The organism is Flavobacterium franklandianum (genome assembly GCF_007097365.1).
Lineage (GTDB): Bacteria > Bacteroidota > Bacteroidia > Flavobacteriales > Flavobacteriaceae > Flavobacterium > Flavobacterium franklandianum.
On sequence record NZ_VJZR01000002.1, the window covers coordinates 256,827 to 273,301 of the forward strand.

Sequence of the window (16,475 nt, forward strand, 5' to 3'; positions counted from 1 at the left end):
GTAAAACGTTGAAAATTACTAAAAATTATTAGAAGTAGAAAACATTAGGTGCTATGGTTTATAAATTTCCCCAGAACTATGATCCATTTTTGCACCTGTTACACTGCTCAAAACATTGGTTTCATCTCTTAATTTCAAAACGCCAAGCAATGCAAAGATTAAAGCTTCCTTGAATTCCAGAATTTTTCTTGACGGAATAATGAGTTTCATTTCAGGCAAATGGAATTGAATTCGTTCCATTAAAAAATCATTATAAGCACCACCACCTGTAGCTAAAAGTTGTCCAGTTTTATCTTGCAAAGCCAAAGCGATTTGCAAAGCTACGTGTTCTGTAAAAGTTCGTAATTTGTCTTCAATTGGAATTTCGTAACTTTCGATTATTGGTAAAACAACTTCTTTTACAAACTCAAAACCCAATGATTTCGGGAATTTTTGTTGGTAATATTCCAATGCGTTTAATTTATTCAATAGATCAGTATTGATTTTTCCTGTTCTGGAAAGCTGCCCTTTATCGTCATAATCCAGCCCCAATTTGTTGGCATAATAATTCAAAACCGTATTTACTGGCGAAATGTCAAAGGCGATTCGTTTGCCATTTAATTCGAAAGAAACATTCGAAAAACCACCCAAGTTCATACAATAATCGTATTCCGAAAACAGAATTCTATCGCCAATGGGCACCAAAGGTGCACCTTGACCACCCAATTTTACATCTTGAACTCTAAAATCGCAAACTACAGTTTGATTTGTTAAAGTAGCTATTTCAGGTAAATTGCCAATTTGTAAAGTCAAACCATTTTGAGGTTGGTGCAAAATGGTGTGACCGTGAGAACAAACAGCATCTAGATTTTCAATTTTATGCTTTTCGATAAAAGAGGATATAATGGAAGCAAGAAGTTTTGTGTATTCTTTGTTTAATTTTTCCAGTTCAATTTCAGAATAATCTACAGCTAATTTCAGATGATTAATCCAACTTTGGCTGTAGCCAATGGTTTCACTTTCAATAATTTCGAAAGACCAATTGTTGTTTTCTAAATAGAATTTAATATGGGCTAAATCAACACCATCAAGTGAGGTTCCCGACATAACTCCGATAACGTTGTAGTTATTTTTTTTCATTAGCCAAATTTACAGAATTAAAAATTTATCTTTGTTGAAATTATTACAAAAATCACAACTTTTATTTCAAATAATTATGGACTTTAATCTGACCGAGGAACAATTAATGGTGGAAAAAGCCGCTAGAGATTTTGCTAAAACTGAATTGTTACCCGGTGTAATTGAACGTGATGAGCATTCTAAATTTCCGACCGAGCAAGTAAAAATGATGGGGGAACTTGGGTTTTTAGGAATGATGGTTGACCCTAAATATGGTGGTTCAGGATTGGATAGTATTTCCTATGTTTTAGCCATAACCGAAATTGCAAAAATAGATGCTTCGGCAGCAGTAATTATGTCGGTAAATAACTCTCTGGTTTGTGCCGGAATGGAAAAATATTGTAGTGAAGAACAAAAAATAAAATATTTAGTTCCATTAGCCAAAGGAGATGTTATTGGCGCTTTTTGTTTGTCTGAACCAGAGGCTGGTAGTGACGCAAGTTCTCAAAAAACTACGGCCATTGATATGGGAGATCACTATTTATTGAATGGAACCAAAAACTGGATAACCAATGGAGGAACAGCATCAACTTATTTAGTAATGGCTCAAACAGATGTCGAAAAAGGACATAAAGGAATCAATGCTTTTATTGTAGAAAAGGGATGGGCAGGTTTTGATATTGGTCCCAAAGAAAAAAAAATGGGTATTCGTGGATCTGACACACATTCCTTATTATTTAATGATGTAAAAATTCCAAAAGAAAACAGAATTGGCGCGGATGGCTTCGGTTTTACTTTTGCGATGAATGTATTAAATGGAGGAAGGATTGGGATTGCATCTCAAGCATTGGGCATTGCCACTGGAGCTTATGAATTGGCTTTAAACTATTCGCATGTGCGTAAAGCTTTTGGCAAAGAAATATTCAAACATCAAGCAATAGCCTTTAAATTGGCCGATATGTATGTAAAAATTACCGCAGCCAAACTATTAATTATGAAAGCCGCCTGCGAAAAAGAGGAAGGCAAAGATATTGCACATTCGGGTGCGATGGCAAAATTATATGCTTCTGAAATTGCATTAGAAGTGGCTAACGAAGCAGTCCAAATTCACGGAGGAAATGGATATGTGGCGGAATACCACGTAGAACGAATGATGCGCGATTCGAAAATTACTCAAATTTATGAAGGAACTTCAGAGATTCAAAGAATTGTGATATCAAGAGGATTGGTTTCGTAGAATAGTTTTAGATACTGTTTTTTTTCTATGTCACTTCGAGTTTTTTTAAAATTGTAAATTTTGAAAAGTATCGTTAAGATTTAACAAAAAAACATTCAAACTGACGATTTAATCAAACAAATTAAACCATTAAGATGTTAAGGAAATTAAGCATTGTTAAGCTTAACGAAACTTATTTCTTAATGGTTTTTATATTTAAAAATAGCTACATTTACTTAAATATTTTTTATGTCCGAAGAACTAAAATATTGGTATTTGCGTGATCACAAGTTGTTTTGGACATTGAGTATGTCACAAATTAAACAATTGTGCATTATTGTTGGCTACAAAAAAGCAAAAAAAGGCGATATTATTTATTTCTCTTCCTCTGATGTGCCTCGTATATTTTTACTCAAAAAAGGAAATATCAAAATTGTGGAGATTGATGAAGACGGAAACGAAACCATCAAGGACATTATTCAAAAAGGGGATTTGTTTGGCGAATTAACTTTAGAAAATGATAAAAATTCCAACGAATACGCCAAAGCACTTACTGATGAAGTCGCTATTTGTAGTTTCTTGATGTCGGACTTTGAGAACTTGATGTTGCAAAATCCCAATTTGGCTTTGACGTATACCAAGTTTGTAGGACTTAAAATGAAACGCATCAAAAACAATTATTCCAATTTAATGTCTAAAGATGCCAAAACCCGTTTGTTTACATTCATAAAAGAATGGGCAGAAAAAGAAGGCAAGAAAGACGGAAATAAAGTCACTATCGAAAACTACTTAACCCAAGCCGATATTGCTCAAATTATTGGTACTTCTCGCCAAACCGCAACGCAATTACTAAACGAAATGGAAGAAAATCAATTAATTTTTTATACTAGAAAAGAAATTTTGATTGATGATATTACCAAATTATAATTCCAACTATTTTACCGCCATTGTAAACTAGCCGACAAATGTTGTTTTTGATTCTAAATATCTTTGCTAAAGAATTTATAAATCAACATTTTAAATCTTATCACAATGAACAAACCAATTTTTATTCTGTTTCTGTCATTTTTAACAATGACAATTGCTGCTCAAACTTCCACCAAAAGAGCAACAGCGTTCAATCTTGAAAACAAAATTGCAATTCAAGGTTATGATCCTGTAGCTTATTTTAAAGGAAAACCATCAAAAGGGAATAAAGAAATTTCAGCAACCTTTGAAGGAGTAATTTATAATTTTTCATCGGTTTCAAATAGAGATACTTTTCTAAAAAAACCTATGAGTTACGAACCCCAATTTGGGGGTTGGTGTGCTTATGCAATGGGAAGTTCAGGCGATAAAGTCACAATTAATCCAGAAACTTTTAAAATTATTGAGGGTAAATTGTATTTGTTTTACAATGCCTTCTTTAACAACACCTTGAAAAATTGGAATAAAGACGAAGTGAATTTGAAGAAAAAAGCAGAAACTAATTGGAAAAAAACAATAAACTGATAAACATGAAAACACTTACTTGGATTGTCCGTATTGTTGCAGCAGTAATTTTATTGCAAACCTTATATTTTAAATTTTCTGGAGCTGATGAAAGTGTCTTTATTTTCACAAAATTAGGAATTGAGCCTTATGGCCGAATTGGTTCTGGAATAGCCGAATTGATTGCTGCTATTTTAATTTTAGTCCCTAGAACTACTCTCTTAGGTGCTTTATTGGGTTTGGGAGTACTATCAGTAGCCATTTTTTCTCACCTATTTGTTTTAGGTATCGAAGTGCAAAATGATGGAGGAACGCTTTTTATTTTAGCAATAATTACCTTTCTTTGTTGTTCATTTTTGGTTTTTCAAAATAAAAATAAGATTTCAGATTTATTAAAGTATAAATTTTAAATATGATATTATCGTACATAAATAATAATCTTGATGAATTGATTGACCTACTCAAGCAATTGTCGAATGACGAGTATTCGAGTCCTTGCGCGCAATTGAGTAATTCCAGTATTGGCGAGCACATAAGACATATAATAGAGTTGTTCCAATGTCTCGAAAATCAATATGAATCGGGAGTGATTAATTATGATGACCGGCGACGAAATGTTTTAATCCAGACCGACACTGATTTTGCTATTCAACAAATAGTGCAAATCCAAAATAATTTAGACAAGGAGAACAAAAATATTGTTTTAAAACAAAAGATTGAAAGCCACGAAATCACAACCGAAAGTAATTATTACAGAGAATTACTCTATAACTTTGAGCATTGTATTCACCATCAGGCCTTGATAAAAGTGGCTATTTTACAACATTCAACTATTACAATCGATAAAAATTTTGGAGTTGCTCGTTCCACTATCGAATACAGAAATCAATGTGTACAGTAAGTTTCGTTGCTTCGAATGGCAAAACTATCATCACCTCAAATCGAGATGAAAAAGTAATTAGACCCAGTGCCATTGAACCCAAAAATTATTTAATAAACAACAAAAACATCATTTTTCCAAAGGATTCAAAAGCAGGTGGAACTTGGTTCGCCGTTGATGAATCTGGGACTGTTTTAGTTTTATTGAACGGAGCTAATGAAAAACACCATCATCGACCACCTTACAGAAAAAGCCGTGGATTGATTGTTTTGGATATGATTAGTAGCTTGTCTCCAATAGTGTTTTGGAAAGAAATAGATTTGGCCGACATCGAGCCATTTACCATAGTTTTATTCGAAAATAACAAACTTTTTCAATTGCGATGGGATGGAGGTGACAAAGAAACTACACCATTGGATGTGAAAAAGAATCACGTTTGGTCGTCAACAACTTTATATCAAAAAGACATTAGAAAAATTCGTTCGGAATGGTTTTATGCTTTTTTAGAATCGAATCCCAATGCTTCCGAAGATGAAATGCTTTATTTTCATCGCTATACCGAAGAAGAGAATCAAGAGAATGGTTTGGTTGTGAATCGCAATGAGATATTGCGAACTTTGAGTATTACACAAGCAGTTTTAGAAGAAAATAAAGCAACTATTTTGCATTATGATTTAATTGCGAATAAAGATTTCGAAACCTCTTTCATAACAATTTAAGTTATTCCAATTTGAAACTTCAAACTTTAAACTTCAAACTTTTTTTTCACAAACTTACTCATTGGGAATACTGGCCTTTCCTGGTGGTCTATATTCCTATTTATTTTCTTTGGATATATTATTCAATTAGAGCGAAATCTCTATTTTTCTTTAATGCTTCTAATCCAACGATAAAAAATGGAGGGTTTATAATGGAGTCCAAAAAAGCAATTTACAACCTTATTCCACAACAATATTACCCTAAAACTGAATTGATACTAGAAGGAACTAGCTTGGATGAAATTCTGAAAACCATCGAAGATTCGGGTATAAAATATCCATTGATGGCGAAGCCAGATATAGGATTGAGAGGTTCTGCCGTCAAAAAAATTCACAATTCACAAGAATTAGAGTGCTATAATCAAAAAGCTAATTTTGATTTCTTGGTGCAAGATTTAATTCCTTTCGAAAAGGAAGTGGGTATTTTTTATGTGCGTTATCCTCCCGATGCGTCGGGAGAAAAAACGGGAAGAATTACTGGAATAGTATCTAAAGAATTTTTAATTATTACTGGCGATGGCTTTTCTACAACCGAAGAGTTAATTAAAATAAATCCACGCTACGAATTGCAATTGAAAGTTTTAAAAAAAGAATATGGAAAGAAAATGCTGGATATTTTACCAAAGGGCGAAAAGCTAAATTTAGTTCCCTATGGTAATCATGCTCGTGGTGCAAAATTCATTGATTGTAGTCATTGGATTAAACCAAAATTGACAGAAACCATTAATGAAATGTGTTTGCAAATTCCGGGTTTTTATTTTGGAAGATTAGACATTATGTACAACAGTTGGGAGGAATTAGAGCGAGGTGAAAATTTTTCAGTAGTAGAGTTGAATGGAGCTGCCAGTGAACCAACTCATATTTATGACCCAAGACATTCTCTTTTTTTTGCTTGGAAGGAATTAGCACGGCACATTACTTATATGTTTGAAATAAGTGCTGAAAATCATAAAAAAGGAATCCCTTATTTAGCTCATAAAGTGGGAATGAAAGAGTACAAGCTACATTTGGAACAAAGTAAAAAGATAGTTAATTTTTAAAGTTTGGCCACGAATTCACGAATTCATACAAATTAATTCGTGAATTCGTGGTAATATAATTATGACAACACTCAAAAACATATTTTTTGGTTTTATTGTAAGCTTTCTGGGTTCATTACCTCTTGGCTATTTGAATATTATTGGGGTTGAGGTTTTTTCTAAATTGGGAATTAATTCATTAGTTTTTTATTTATTAGGAGTGATTCTAGTAGAAGCTATTGTTATTTATTGCACCGTTATTTTTGCAAACCAATTGGCAGAAAACAAAAAATTAATGAGGTCAGTTGATTTTTTTGCGGTCTTTTTTCTTTTATTGATCGCTTATTTATTTTATGCCCATTCCAATCAATCGACCGAAGAATCTAATTATTTAGAAGAATATATTCATTTCTCTCCCTTTTTTATCGGAATGGTTTTGTGTGGATTGAATTTTCTTCAAATCCCATTTTGGATGGGTTGGAATTTGTATTTATTGAATACTAAATCTATTTATTTAGAACGAAAACTTAAATTTTATTATATTTTAGGGACTTTGGTTGGGACTTTTTTCGGGATGCTTTCTGTTATTATTTTATTGGATTCATTGTCTCAAAAAATACTCGATTATTCAAAATGGATTATTCCAATAGTGATTCCTTTGTTTTTTGTTGCCTTGGCAGTTTTTCAAGGATTTAAAGTTTATAAAAAATATTATCGTAAATTTTAATCTCTTTTACTAAACGGGCATATTTATATCATACCCCAAAATAAAATAATTGTTGTCGTTGAATTGAAAATCGCCAATAACAGTCCATTTGAGTTTTTAGGTATGTTCTTTATAGGAAGGAACGTTGTCTTTGATAATAAAAGTCAAACGCAACGGATATTTTTTACATCGTGAATTCGCATAAATTTAAACAGCAAATTAACCAATCCTTTCCCTCTGTATTTTTTGTCAATGCAAATGGATCCATACTGAAAATTGCTTGCTGAATTTATTTCAAAATCCAAAAAAATTAGCTTTGGAAACAAACTATTCTTATATTCGAAAATGGGATATTAACTATAGAAATCTCAGCTTTCGGCAAAGATGTAGCCGATAGTTTTGTTGTTGTCTTTGGCAATAGACAAAGCCTCTTTTTTGATAACATAAGTTAGTTATTAGACAGAATAAAGTGCTGTAAAAAGCCGGATTTCTTTTCCTCATCTGTTAAATTTGAAACAAGATATAGTTTTTGAAAATTTTGATTTTAATGCTTTTTTTTATGTGGATAAGGGTTAAATTATTCTAATGATTAGAAGATCTACAAGTAGTCTCCAAGTGATATTTCTTATTACATATTAAATTTACGTATTATGTATCTTAACTAAATAATGCAGTGTAGTAGGCTACTCATATAAAATATATCCTTTGTCTTTTGCAACGTTTATTAGCTGAATTGTTGAGTTTACTTCTAGTTTTCGCATACAATTTTTTCTGTGAGTTTCAACAGTATATTGGCTGAGAAAAAGTTGACAAGAAATTTCTTTAGAGGTTTTTCCTTTGGCAATTAGCGATAATATTTCTAGTTCTCTTGTAGTCAATTGTGTCTTGTCTTTTTTGAAAGTTATGTGTTCGCGGTCAAGGAGCGGAAAATAATTGCAATTTTCCTTGATAGTTTTGATACCTTCAATCAACTGATCAGATTCAAAGCTTTTAGATAAATATCCTTTGACTCCAATTATTTTAAGTTCTTTAATTAGCTCAATATTCTCATATTGGCTCAATATCAAAATCGCTACATCAGGGTAAAGTTCTACTATTTTTTTTGCAGTTTGAACACCATTCATTTCCGGCATATTAACGTCAATGATAGCGAGATGAACTTTTTTGTGTTGTAGAAGTTGCAACAATTGAAAACCATTTGAGGCGTCGCCAACAACGGTTCCTAGTTGATTGTCTAAAACAATGTTTCTGATACCCGCAAGAATAAGTTTGTGGTCATCGGCAATGGCTATATTGTAGTTTTGGTTTGCAATCATTCTAAAGGGATTTCAATTATTAAAGACGTTCCTGTACTATTGCTATCGATATTTATTTTTCCGGATAAAAAACTGACTCTTGATTTTATATTTTCAAGACCACCATTGTGTTTTTTGTAATTGATGTCAAAACCAATTCCGTTGTCCTCAATAATTATCATCAAAATTTGTTTTTCAAAGATAAGTTGCATTACTATTTTTGAAGCAGCGGCGTGTTTGAGCGCATTGGTGTATGCTTCTTTGATGATTCTAAATATTTGTATTTGGATATCTTTCTCAAAGTTAATCTCTTTTTCAATGTTAGTATAAAGTTCAAATTCAATATTAGAGATATTTTTTTTGTAAAAAGCAATTAGATTTTCAATAATATGCATCAGATTGTCTCCAAATCCATCTGTTTTCATAAAGTGACTTAGATTACGAACTTTTTCATATAGCATCACTACATTTTCTAATATTTCTTTTTGTTGTTGCTGCTCGATATTGCTTTTGTATAAATGATTTTCGAGCTGCAGTCTAAGCCCGGTGATGTCACTTCCTATTTCGTCGTGTATGTTTCTGGATAAACGTTCTTGTTCATCTGACTCAATTGTAAGTATTTTTTTGGTTAAAATATAGTTTTTATTAGTAGTGGCAATAATTTTTAGAGCAGTTTCTTCTTTCTCGATTTTGAATTTATAAACAAAGAAAATTGTTAATAGAGACACTTCAATAAGCAATCCATTGATTATATTACCTGGTCTAAAAATGGGCAAATGATAGGAGTTCAAAACATTGAGCAAATAAGAAACAAATCCATAAAAAAGGAAAATAAACGAAATTCCAAAAAGTAGAAAATATCTCTTCTGCTGGAAGATACCAATCAAAACAATAAAAAAGATGCTGGTTATTATTGCATAAATCCAAAAATTAAGCAATAAATTAATGGTTTGAATAGGGTATAGATTTGTATTGGGTAAAAATACGGGAACTAAAATTAAAACTATAAAAAGCACTAAAACATAATTTAATACTCTAAAATAAGTATTAAATTTTGGAAAATGAGTTTCTAAATTTACATAAAGTGCAAAAATTTTGGCATAGAAAAAAATCGACAATCCCATGTAGAAATCCTTATTTACATAACTCCAAAAATTAAAAAAAGCTTTCGGAATTTCAAAAAAATCAAAATGAAAATCAGAAATTTGAAACAAAATGATGCAAAGAATATAAAAAATACTGTATATGTACTGTCGTTCTTTGATGATTAAATACATACATAAATTGACAAAAAGTGCAAAAAGCAACAGGCCGATGTATTTACCCATTAAATAGCTAAAATCGACCTCGTATAAAAGGAAGTCCTCTGGCGTGGTAATATCTGTTGGGAAATAGGTGTTTTTAGAAATTGTAGGCGAGACTTTTACAAAAAGTGTCCTGCTTTTATTTTTCTCCAAGTAAAACGGAAAAGAAACTGCTCGAACAGGGAACATTCTCTCCGAGATAGACAAATGCATAGAAGATTTGCTTTTATAGGCAAGTTTATTACCCACCAATTCGTAGAGTTCAAACTCAAGTCCGTTATTATAAAAGCTCCACAAAAATTTGTTGTATTGGCTTGATTTGTTGACCACATTTACCACCAGCCAATAGCTACAGGTTGAAATTCCAGAACTAAACGCTGTATTTGGTGTTTGCGATCTGAATTTTCCAGCATTAAATTTCTGCACAACTTCTTCTTGAGATAGGTTATCGCAATCTTCTATATATTGATAGTAGGCAGCAAGATGATTGTAGTCATTATTAAAAACATAAGGATTCAGAGGGGTAGCATTTGCTATGCCTATGAAAAAAAGGGCGCTACATAAAATTATCTTTTTAAGCATATACAAATTTAGAGTTTTAAATCCTGATTTAAATACCAACTTATTGGTATTGTGTAAGTTTTTGATATAGGCTTATTTTAAAAAGCCCAAAATATAATTATTTTCTTCTAAGATCTTAAAACTCAAAATATAAAAATACCTAATAGTAGGTATTTTTTTTTAGACTCATTCTGTTTAAGTTTGGTTTTTAAATGGTTATGTTAATTTTCTAAAGATTTTAAATTCGATGGACAAAGAAATTAATGTATTGAGTAAATCCGAACTGAGGGTTTTGTCGTTAATCTGTGCAGGCTTAACTAGCGAAGTAATTGGACTAAAATTAGAAATAACAAAGAGCACAGTTCAAACACATCGCCGCAATATGTTACGGAAGACAGGTTTTAATAATACACAACAAATAGCTGGCTGTAAGGGAAGGATTTGTGAAATGAATTTTAAGTCTGTTGTAATAAAATAAAAAAAGATTAATTAATGAAACACTCAGTATTATGAAAAAAATTAAATTGATAGTTTTTATGTTTTTAGCAATCACTGTAAATTCCTGTGACAATATGGGAGAAGACTTAGGGGATTACCAAACAGAAAGTGGCAGCGGGACAGGGGCAGGAACTGGAACAACTGGAACTGGATCAAGCGGTGGTATATATAATGGTAGTAAGCCTACTGGCAACTATTGGAGTAGAAATGATGGTGCTGGAATAGCATATCTGTCATTGTCGGGCTCTACTGCTAAAGCTTGCTCCGGGGGTAAAGAAACAATTGGAACTTTTAATTCTTCTAAACCTTCTATGACTTTTACTATCGGGACAGATGTCATTGAATTTCCGTTGTTATTTATAAATGGAAAGTTAATTGTAGGAGTTCCAAACCAAGCTGTGACCACAAATAACCCAACCCAATATGTTGCATCGTCAAATTACCCTTGTGTTACTGGAGGAATTACTGGTGGCGTGCGTCCTAAAGGACAATTCAAAATAATTATCAATAAGCCTACAGGGAACTGTAGCAGCTCAAATACTAATTTATACCGTTCAGCGTGGGCGGCTGGAACTGTTGTAACTAGTAGTTTCAACTCAGATGGAATTCAATCTGGTTCCATCAGGGTAATTAATCAGGGGCCTGGTCCATTATTTATAAATCCTGAAACTAGTTGGACTTATTTATCTTTAAGTGGCCAAAGCAAATTAAACTGGGAATTCTTCCCAGATGCATCTCAATGGCCATCTAGTTGTTCTCAAATTGGCGAATCATTTATTGATTTTGAAGGTCAGATAAAAACTATTATTATTTGGTAAGTCCATTTATTTTAACATCAAAATTTAGTAAAACAAACGGTAAGCTCAGGAACAACTAAAAACGAGGAGCACTCTGAAAAGCCTCGTAAGTAAGAAAATTAAAAACAACGTAAATTATGAAATTAATAAAGAAATTGCTATTTTTAAAACTTGTAAATAGAAAAAAATCATTATTATTGATTTTCTTCTTTTTTGGAATTTTTTCAATTCAATCTCAAGTTCCAGAATTTGTAAAAAATGTTTCAGGTATACTTTTAGCGATTTTACCGAATATAATAACAAAAGTTATTTTATTTCCAACGATAAGGATTTATGGGTTACCAACGGGAGTACAGCCAATACTGAATTTATTGCAACACTAACCACAGGTTTTTCATACATAAAAAGTGTGCATCTAGGAAAAATGTTTATTGAAACATCTGCAGGAGAACTTTGGATTTCTGATGGCACAACAACTGGTACTAAAGTTTTAAAAACGGGATTCAAAGACATTTATAATGATTTTGTTAAAGTTGATAACTTATTGTTTTTTAAAGCGGCCATAAAATCTGTTACAAATACTAATGCAACAAATATCGAATGGTGGGTTACCGATGGTACTGCACTAGGTACTAAAATGATAAAAGACATCAATCCTGGAGATTTTGGTCAAGATTCACCCACAAATTATATGGTTTATCGGAATAAACTTTACTTTTTTGGATATAGTGAAAGCGGAGGAAGAGATTTTTGGGTTACAGATGGGACTGATCTAGGCACTTACATCCTAGCCGAATCGGATTATCTTGGAACTATTCTATTGGACTATGATTTAATAATTTATAAAGATAAAATCTATTTTACCTTTCATAATCGGGCATTAGGTATAGAACTTTGGGAATCTGATGGGACAGCATCAGGTACTAAATTATTTAAAGATTGTAATCCAGGAAGAGATTCCTTTAATTTAGGATTGTCAGGTTGGCCAAGTTCTTTTGTGATAATCAACAATAAGTTATTGTTCTTCGCATACAATCCAAATGATAATTCTGGCAGAAAGTACCTTTGGTCATCGGATGGCAACGCTGCCAATACAATCGCAATTAAAAAACTTTGGAATATTGCGACAGCATCAACTGAATGGACATTGTATAATAACTTACTATATTTTAAAGCTGTGACTGATGATTCTGGAGAGGAGTTATGGGTAACTGACGGAACAGAATCTGGGACTAAATTAGTTAAAGATATAAATACAGGACCACAAAATTCCTCAATTGATAAAATTACAGTAGTTAACAACAAGATAATTTTTAATGCATTTGAAAGCACAAACGGTAATGAATTATGGGTTAGTGACGGGACCACGCTTGGTACAACACTTTTAAAAGACCTTTACCCGGGTAATCGAAGCAGCCGCAATTATGATTCAATTTTTACAGTAGGCAATAAGGCATATTTAATTTCAAAAACGGGGCTAAACAACTTCCAATTAATCGAGACGGACGCTACAACAGATGGTACAAAAGTTATTACGCCTCTGGACGCTACCAACACCTCTTCCCCTCTTGGTGAGGGAACAATAAGTAATAAGCTGTACAAAAATTTCGGAATCCTTTTTTTTAATGCAAAATTTACCACCGACGGCAGCGCATTGTACAAGCTAGGAACTAGAACATTAAGTAGCGATTTAAAATTAGTTCACGACCCTTTTCTAATTTATCCAAACCCTGCATCAACTACATTGAATCTGAAATATCTCGGCAACAATCAAATCGATAAAATCATCATCACCGATTTATCAGGCAAAAAAATCTTGGAGCAAACCCAAAATACTAACCAAGTAGATGTTCAAAACTTAACCACAGGAATTTATATTGTAAAGGCTTATTCAGGTAAAGATAAGTTTCAAACCAAGTTTGTGAAAGAGTAAAAGAGAGTTAGAAACGTATAAACTTTACAATTCCTATCGATAAAGAAAATCAAAAACAACAAAAATTATGAAAAAATTAAATTCAATTATTCTAGTAATATTATCCGTAGTATTGTTTTCTTGTAGTAAAGAAGATGAAAGTTCTGATTTGCCCACTGAAACTATTAAGATTGAAGACGACTTAAAAATCAATTTTGCGGACTTAACAGCTGTAACCATCGAAGGAGAAGCTAAAGTTGATGCCGGGGGCAATTTTAGCACAAACACAACCAATACAGTTGCTGAAAATCTTCCTTTATTATTTATAAAGGATAATGAAATTATGTTTGGTTATTATTCGAAAACTGGATTGAATAATTCGATATCTACAAATGATATATTATTGTTTTATTTCACACTCCATCCAGAAATTGCGCTACAAGGTTTTCAAAATACCGAGTTGTTAACAAAAATAGAACAGCATCCAAAATATGATGAGTTAAAGAGTCTTATTAAAACTTCTTTAAATGCAAATACTTCGCCATTTAAAAATACATCTTTTGTCAGTTTGTTAAATAAAACTGGTTTAGAGATAGGTATTGCAAAAAGACAAGCCAAACAAAGCAAAATCAGCAAGACACTTGCAGATACTTTTAAATTCAGCTATACAAGAAATGGGACTGTTGAATGGAATAAAAAATTTCCGTTATATGCAACTGTAGGGATGGAAGTGGTTGATGCAGCAACAGGAGTTTCTGTTTCCGGACCTCAAATTTTTGATAACCAAGGCCTTGTTTTTTCTATAAGTTCAGCGGCGGAGTGGATATATGATTATTTTACAACAGAAAATAGTGAAAACATCAGGGCGTTTAAATTTCCAAAAGAAGGTAAATATGAACTTAGATTTACAAATGGTATAGATAACTTTGGAACTAAAGCTTTAGAAGAGAAAGTCGACTTAATTAACCGTTATAATATTGGGGTAAATATTCTTTCATTTGCAATGCCTGTCGGGATTAAAAAGTTGTTGGTTAAAAATGATTGTAGAGATGCTACAATCGATATCTTTAAAAACATGAAACTATCTGCTTCAACATTTGTGATTACAGATGAATTAGCTAGGGATAAGTTTGTTTATAATCTAGCAAAGGATGCTTATGCTGTTTCCGTCAAATGTATTCCAAGTTTTGAAAAAAAATATTTGGATTTCATTGAAAACATTACCAGTACCTATTTAAATAAGCTTGAAGAAGCTTCAACTCTATATCTTTTGCTCAGAGATTATGCTTTTTCAGACATAAAAGGAAAGGAAACTAGAAATTATTACGACGGCATTTCATTTGGAGAATTACAATTAACAAATACAACTGGGATGCAGTTTATTACTCCTACTGGAACTGAATTTTCAGGGCAGGCAAAAAGTGAGCATACTTATACTGCAAGTGTGAATGAAACAACATTTAAATATTCAATAAATACGAGTCTTATAGGACAATCAACTATAACACTAGATCCAGCCAGTAAGGAATATGCTATTGGTTTACCATTTGAGGTTAACAAAATCAATTCTGGCGATTCAACACTAAAAGGAAACAAAATTATTCCTACTAGTATTGAAGGGAAGTTAGCTGCAACTTTTGTTATGGGCACACAAGAAACAAAATTTGAAATCAAACCAGCATTTAAAAATTCTGGATTATCTTCTGAATATGTTAATTTGAAAATAATAGACTCAATTTCAATTTATAAACAGGCATTTAAAGGGAAATGGAAGGTAAGGTATTTTGACGGAGTTAACGGCATAGAAAGGTTTTGGGATTTGGAGTTATTTGAAGATGGAACAGGAATTGTTAAAAATCCAGATCCTAATGTAACTTTAGGTTATGTTAAGTACCCGATGCGTTGGAATATTTCAGGGAACGGTCCTTATTATTATAACGAGTCTGGCTGGTGGAATTTTCAGTTTGGTTTTAAGGTAACTTATCCTGTAATTAAATATACTGTAGAAAGTGGGGACGGTAAACCTGCAACAACTTTAAATCCAACATGTGGCAGTTGTATCAATAAATATATAACAGAATACACTAAAAATTAAATTTTAAGAAATTTCTTTTGTTCACTTAGATTATTGTTTTAAATCTCATTTCAATCAGAATTAATTTTTTAGTTTAAAGGATTGTCGAAAACACAAAATCTATTTTAAAATTCCATCTTGTTTTATACTTGATGGAATTTTTTTAATTTAGCCAAAAAATATATTTTGAAAAACATTATCATTAGTGGAACTTCCAGAGGAATTGGTTATGAATTGGCTATACAATTTGCCACTGCAGGTCATAATGTCTTAGCGATCTCCAGAAAAACACCACAAGCTCTTATTGAAAACCAAAACATCACGTGTCTTTCCATCGATTTGTCTGATGAAAACGAAATGCAGAAAGTACAAAGTTTTCTTTCCGATTCGTGGAAGAACGTAGATATAATAATCCATAATGCTGGAAGTTTGTTACTGAAACCTTTTTCGGAAACATCTCAAGAAGATTTCGAGAATATATATAAAGTCAATGTTTTTGGCGTTGCCAATTTAACACGTGCGTGTCTGCCCTATTTGCAAAAAGGAAGTCACGTTGTAACCATTAGTTCAATGGGTGGAATACAAGGAAGTTTAAAATTTGCTGGTCTAGCAGCTTATAGTTCCAGCAAAGGCGCCGTGATTACTTTGTCGGAATTATTGGCAGAAGAATATAAAGAGAAGGGGATTTCGTTTAATGTTTTGGCACTCGGTGCGGTTCAAACCGAAATGTTACAAGAAGCATTTCCGGGTTACGAAGCCCCAATTTCGGCAAAGGATATGGCCAATTATATTTTTGACTTTGCCTTGACCGGAAATAAATATTACAACGGAAAAGTGCTTCAAGTTTCATCCACTAATCCATAGCCAGTCAAGTATGAGTTATGCGT

Annotated in this window: 17 protein-coding genes; 14 read left to right on the top strand and 3 right to left on the bottom strand. The window is 32.3% G+C overall.

Going from position 1 to position 16,475, the window contains the following annotated elements; genetic code table 11:
• Nucleotides 1-51 precede the first annotated feature (51 nt).
• Entirely contained in the window at nt 52-1,119 is a 1,068-nt protein-coding gene (locus FNW17_RS03645) for an anhydro-N-acetylmuramic acid kinase (RefSeq protein ID WP_143391105.1), read from the bottom strand.
• Between the two features lie 76 nt (nt 1,120-1,195).
• On the opposite strand from FNW17_RS03645, the gene FNW17_RS03650 reads away from it, so the two are divergent.
• The 8 genes from FNW17_RS03650 (at nt 1,196) to FNW17_RS03685 (ending at nt 7,168) form a co-directional block, all read left to right on the top strand.
• Complete coding sequence (locus FNW17_RS03650) at nt 1,196-2,335, top strand: acyl-CoA dehydrogenase family protein (protein ID WP_144070897.1); 1,140 nt, start codon at nt 1,196-1,198, stop codon at nt 2,333-2,335.
• A gap of 228 nt (nt 2,336-2,563) precedes the next feature.
• The gene (locus FNW17_RS03655; RefSeq protein ID WP_143391103.1) at nt 2,564-3,241 is read left to right on the top strand and encodes a Crp/Fnr family transcriptional regulator; all 678 of its coding nucleotides are present in this window, start codon (nt 2,564-2,566) and stop codon (nt 3,239-3,241) included.
• Nucleotides 3,242-3,346: 105 nt separating this feature from the next.
• Nucleotides 3,347-3,805: a YHS domain-containing (seleno)protein gene (locus FNW17_RS03660; protein WP_144070898.1), complete on the top strand. Its 459-nt coding sequence runs from the start codon at nt 3,347-3,349 to the stop codon at nt 3,803-3,805.
• A complete protein-coding gene (locus FNW17_RS03665; RefSeq protein ID WP_235892988.1) occupies nt 3,784-4,194 on the top strand; it encodes a DoxX family protein in 411 nt (136 codons plus the stop codon). The genes FNW17_RS03660 and FNW17_RS03665 overlap by 22 nt, the downstream gene beginning before the upstream one ends.
• Nucleotides 4,195-4,196: 2 nt before the next feature.
• Nucleotides 4,197-4,685, top strand: a complete 489-nt coding sequence (locus FNW17_RS03670) for a DinB family protein (protein WP_143391101.1) — start codon at nt 4,197-4,199, stop codon at nt 4,683-4,685.
• Nucleotides 4,673-5,383: an NRDE family protein gene (locus tag FNW17_RS03675; protein ID WP_144070899.1), complete on the top strand. Its 711-nt coding sequence runs from the start codon at nt 4,673-4,675 to the stop codon at nt 5,381-5,383. The genes FNW17_RS03670 and FNW17_RS03675 overlap by 13 nt, the downstream gene beginning before the upstream one ends.
• A 191-nt stretch (nt 5,384-5,574) precedes the next feature.
• Nucleotides 5,575-6,462, top strand: coding sequence for an ATP-grasp domain-containing protein (locus FNW17_RS03680; RefSeq protein ID WP_235893237.1), 888 nt, complete (start codon nt 5,575-5,577; stop codon nt 6,460-6,462).
• A gap of 61 nt (nt 6,463-6,523) precedes the next feature.
• A complete protein-coding gene (locus FNW17_RS03685) occupies nt 6,524-7,168 on the top strand; it encodes a hypothetical protein (RefSeq protein ID WP_143391098.1) in 645 nt (214 codons plus the stop codon).
• A gap of 662 nt (nt 7,169-7,830) precedes the next feature.
• Here FNW17_RS03685 and FNW17_RS03690 read toward each other — a convergent pair.
• Both FNW17_RS03690 and FNW17_RS03695 read right to left on the bottom strand, forming a co-directional pair.
• Nucleotides 7,831-8,463 carry a response regulator transcription factor gene (locus FNW17_RS03690; protein ID WP_143391097.1) on the bottom strand — a complete coding sequence of 211 codons (633 nt, stop codon included), beginning with the start codon at nt 8,461-8,463 and terminating at the stop codon, nt 7,831-7,833.
• The gene (locus tag FNW17_RS03695; RefSeq protein WP_143391096.1) at nt 8,460-10,328 is read right to left on the bottom strand and encodes a sensor histidine kinase; all 1,869 of its coding nucleotides are present in this window, start codon (nt 10,326-10,328) and stop codon (nt 8,460-8,462) included. Before FNW17_RS03695 ends, FNW17_RS03690 begins: the two co-directional genes overlap by 4 nt.
• Before the next feature lie 226 nt (nt 10,329-10,554).
• Between FNW17_RS03695 and FNW17_RS16770 the strand changes: the two genes are divergently transcribed.
• The 6 genes from FNW17_RS16770 (at nt 10,555) to FNW17_RS03725 (ending at nt 16,452) form a co-directional block, all read left to right on the top strand.
• Complete coding sequence (locus FNW17_RS16770) at nt 10,555-10,785, top strand: helix-turn-helix transcriptional regulator (protein ID WP_143391095.1); 231 nt, start codon at nt 10,555-10,557, stop codon at nt 10,783-10,785.
• Nucleotides 10,786-10,816: 31 nt separating this feature from the next.
• A complete protein-coding gene (locus FNW17_RS03705; protein ID WP_143391094.1) occupies nt 10,817-11,623 on the top strand; it encodes a hypothetical protein in 807 nt (268 codons plus the stop codon).
• Between the two features lie 116 nt (nt 11,624-11,739).
• Nucleotides 11,740-11,985 carry a hypothetical protein gene (locus FNW17_RS03710; protein ID WP_144070901.1) on the top strand — a complete coding sequence of 82 codons (246 nt, stop codon included), beginning with the start codon at nt 11,740-11,742 and terminating at the stop codon, nt 11,983-11,985.
• 41 nt (nt 11,986-12,026) lie between these two features.
• Nucleotides 12,027-13,535 (top strand): ELWxxDGT repeat protein, encoded by a 1,509-nt coding sequence (locus FNW17_RS03715; RefSeq protein WP_144070902.1) that lies wholly within the window; start codon nt 12,027-12,029, stop codon nt 13,533-13,535.
• Nucleotides 13,536-13,602: 67 nt separating this feature from the next.
• Nucleotides 13,603-15,609, top strand: coding sequence for a hypothetical protein (locus FNW17_RS03720; protein WP_144070903.1), 2,007 nt, complete (start codon nt 13,603-13,605; stop codon nt 15,607-15,609).
• Between the two features lie 165 nt (nt 15,610-15,774).
• Complete coding sequence (locus FNW17_RS03725) at nt 15,775-16,452, top strand: SDR family NAD(P)-dependent oxidoreductase (protein WP_143391091.1); 678 nt, start codon at nt 15,775-15,777, stop codon at nt 16,450-16,452.
• Nucleotides 16,453-16,475: the final 23 nt, after the last annotated feature.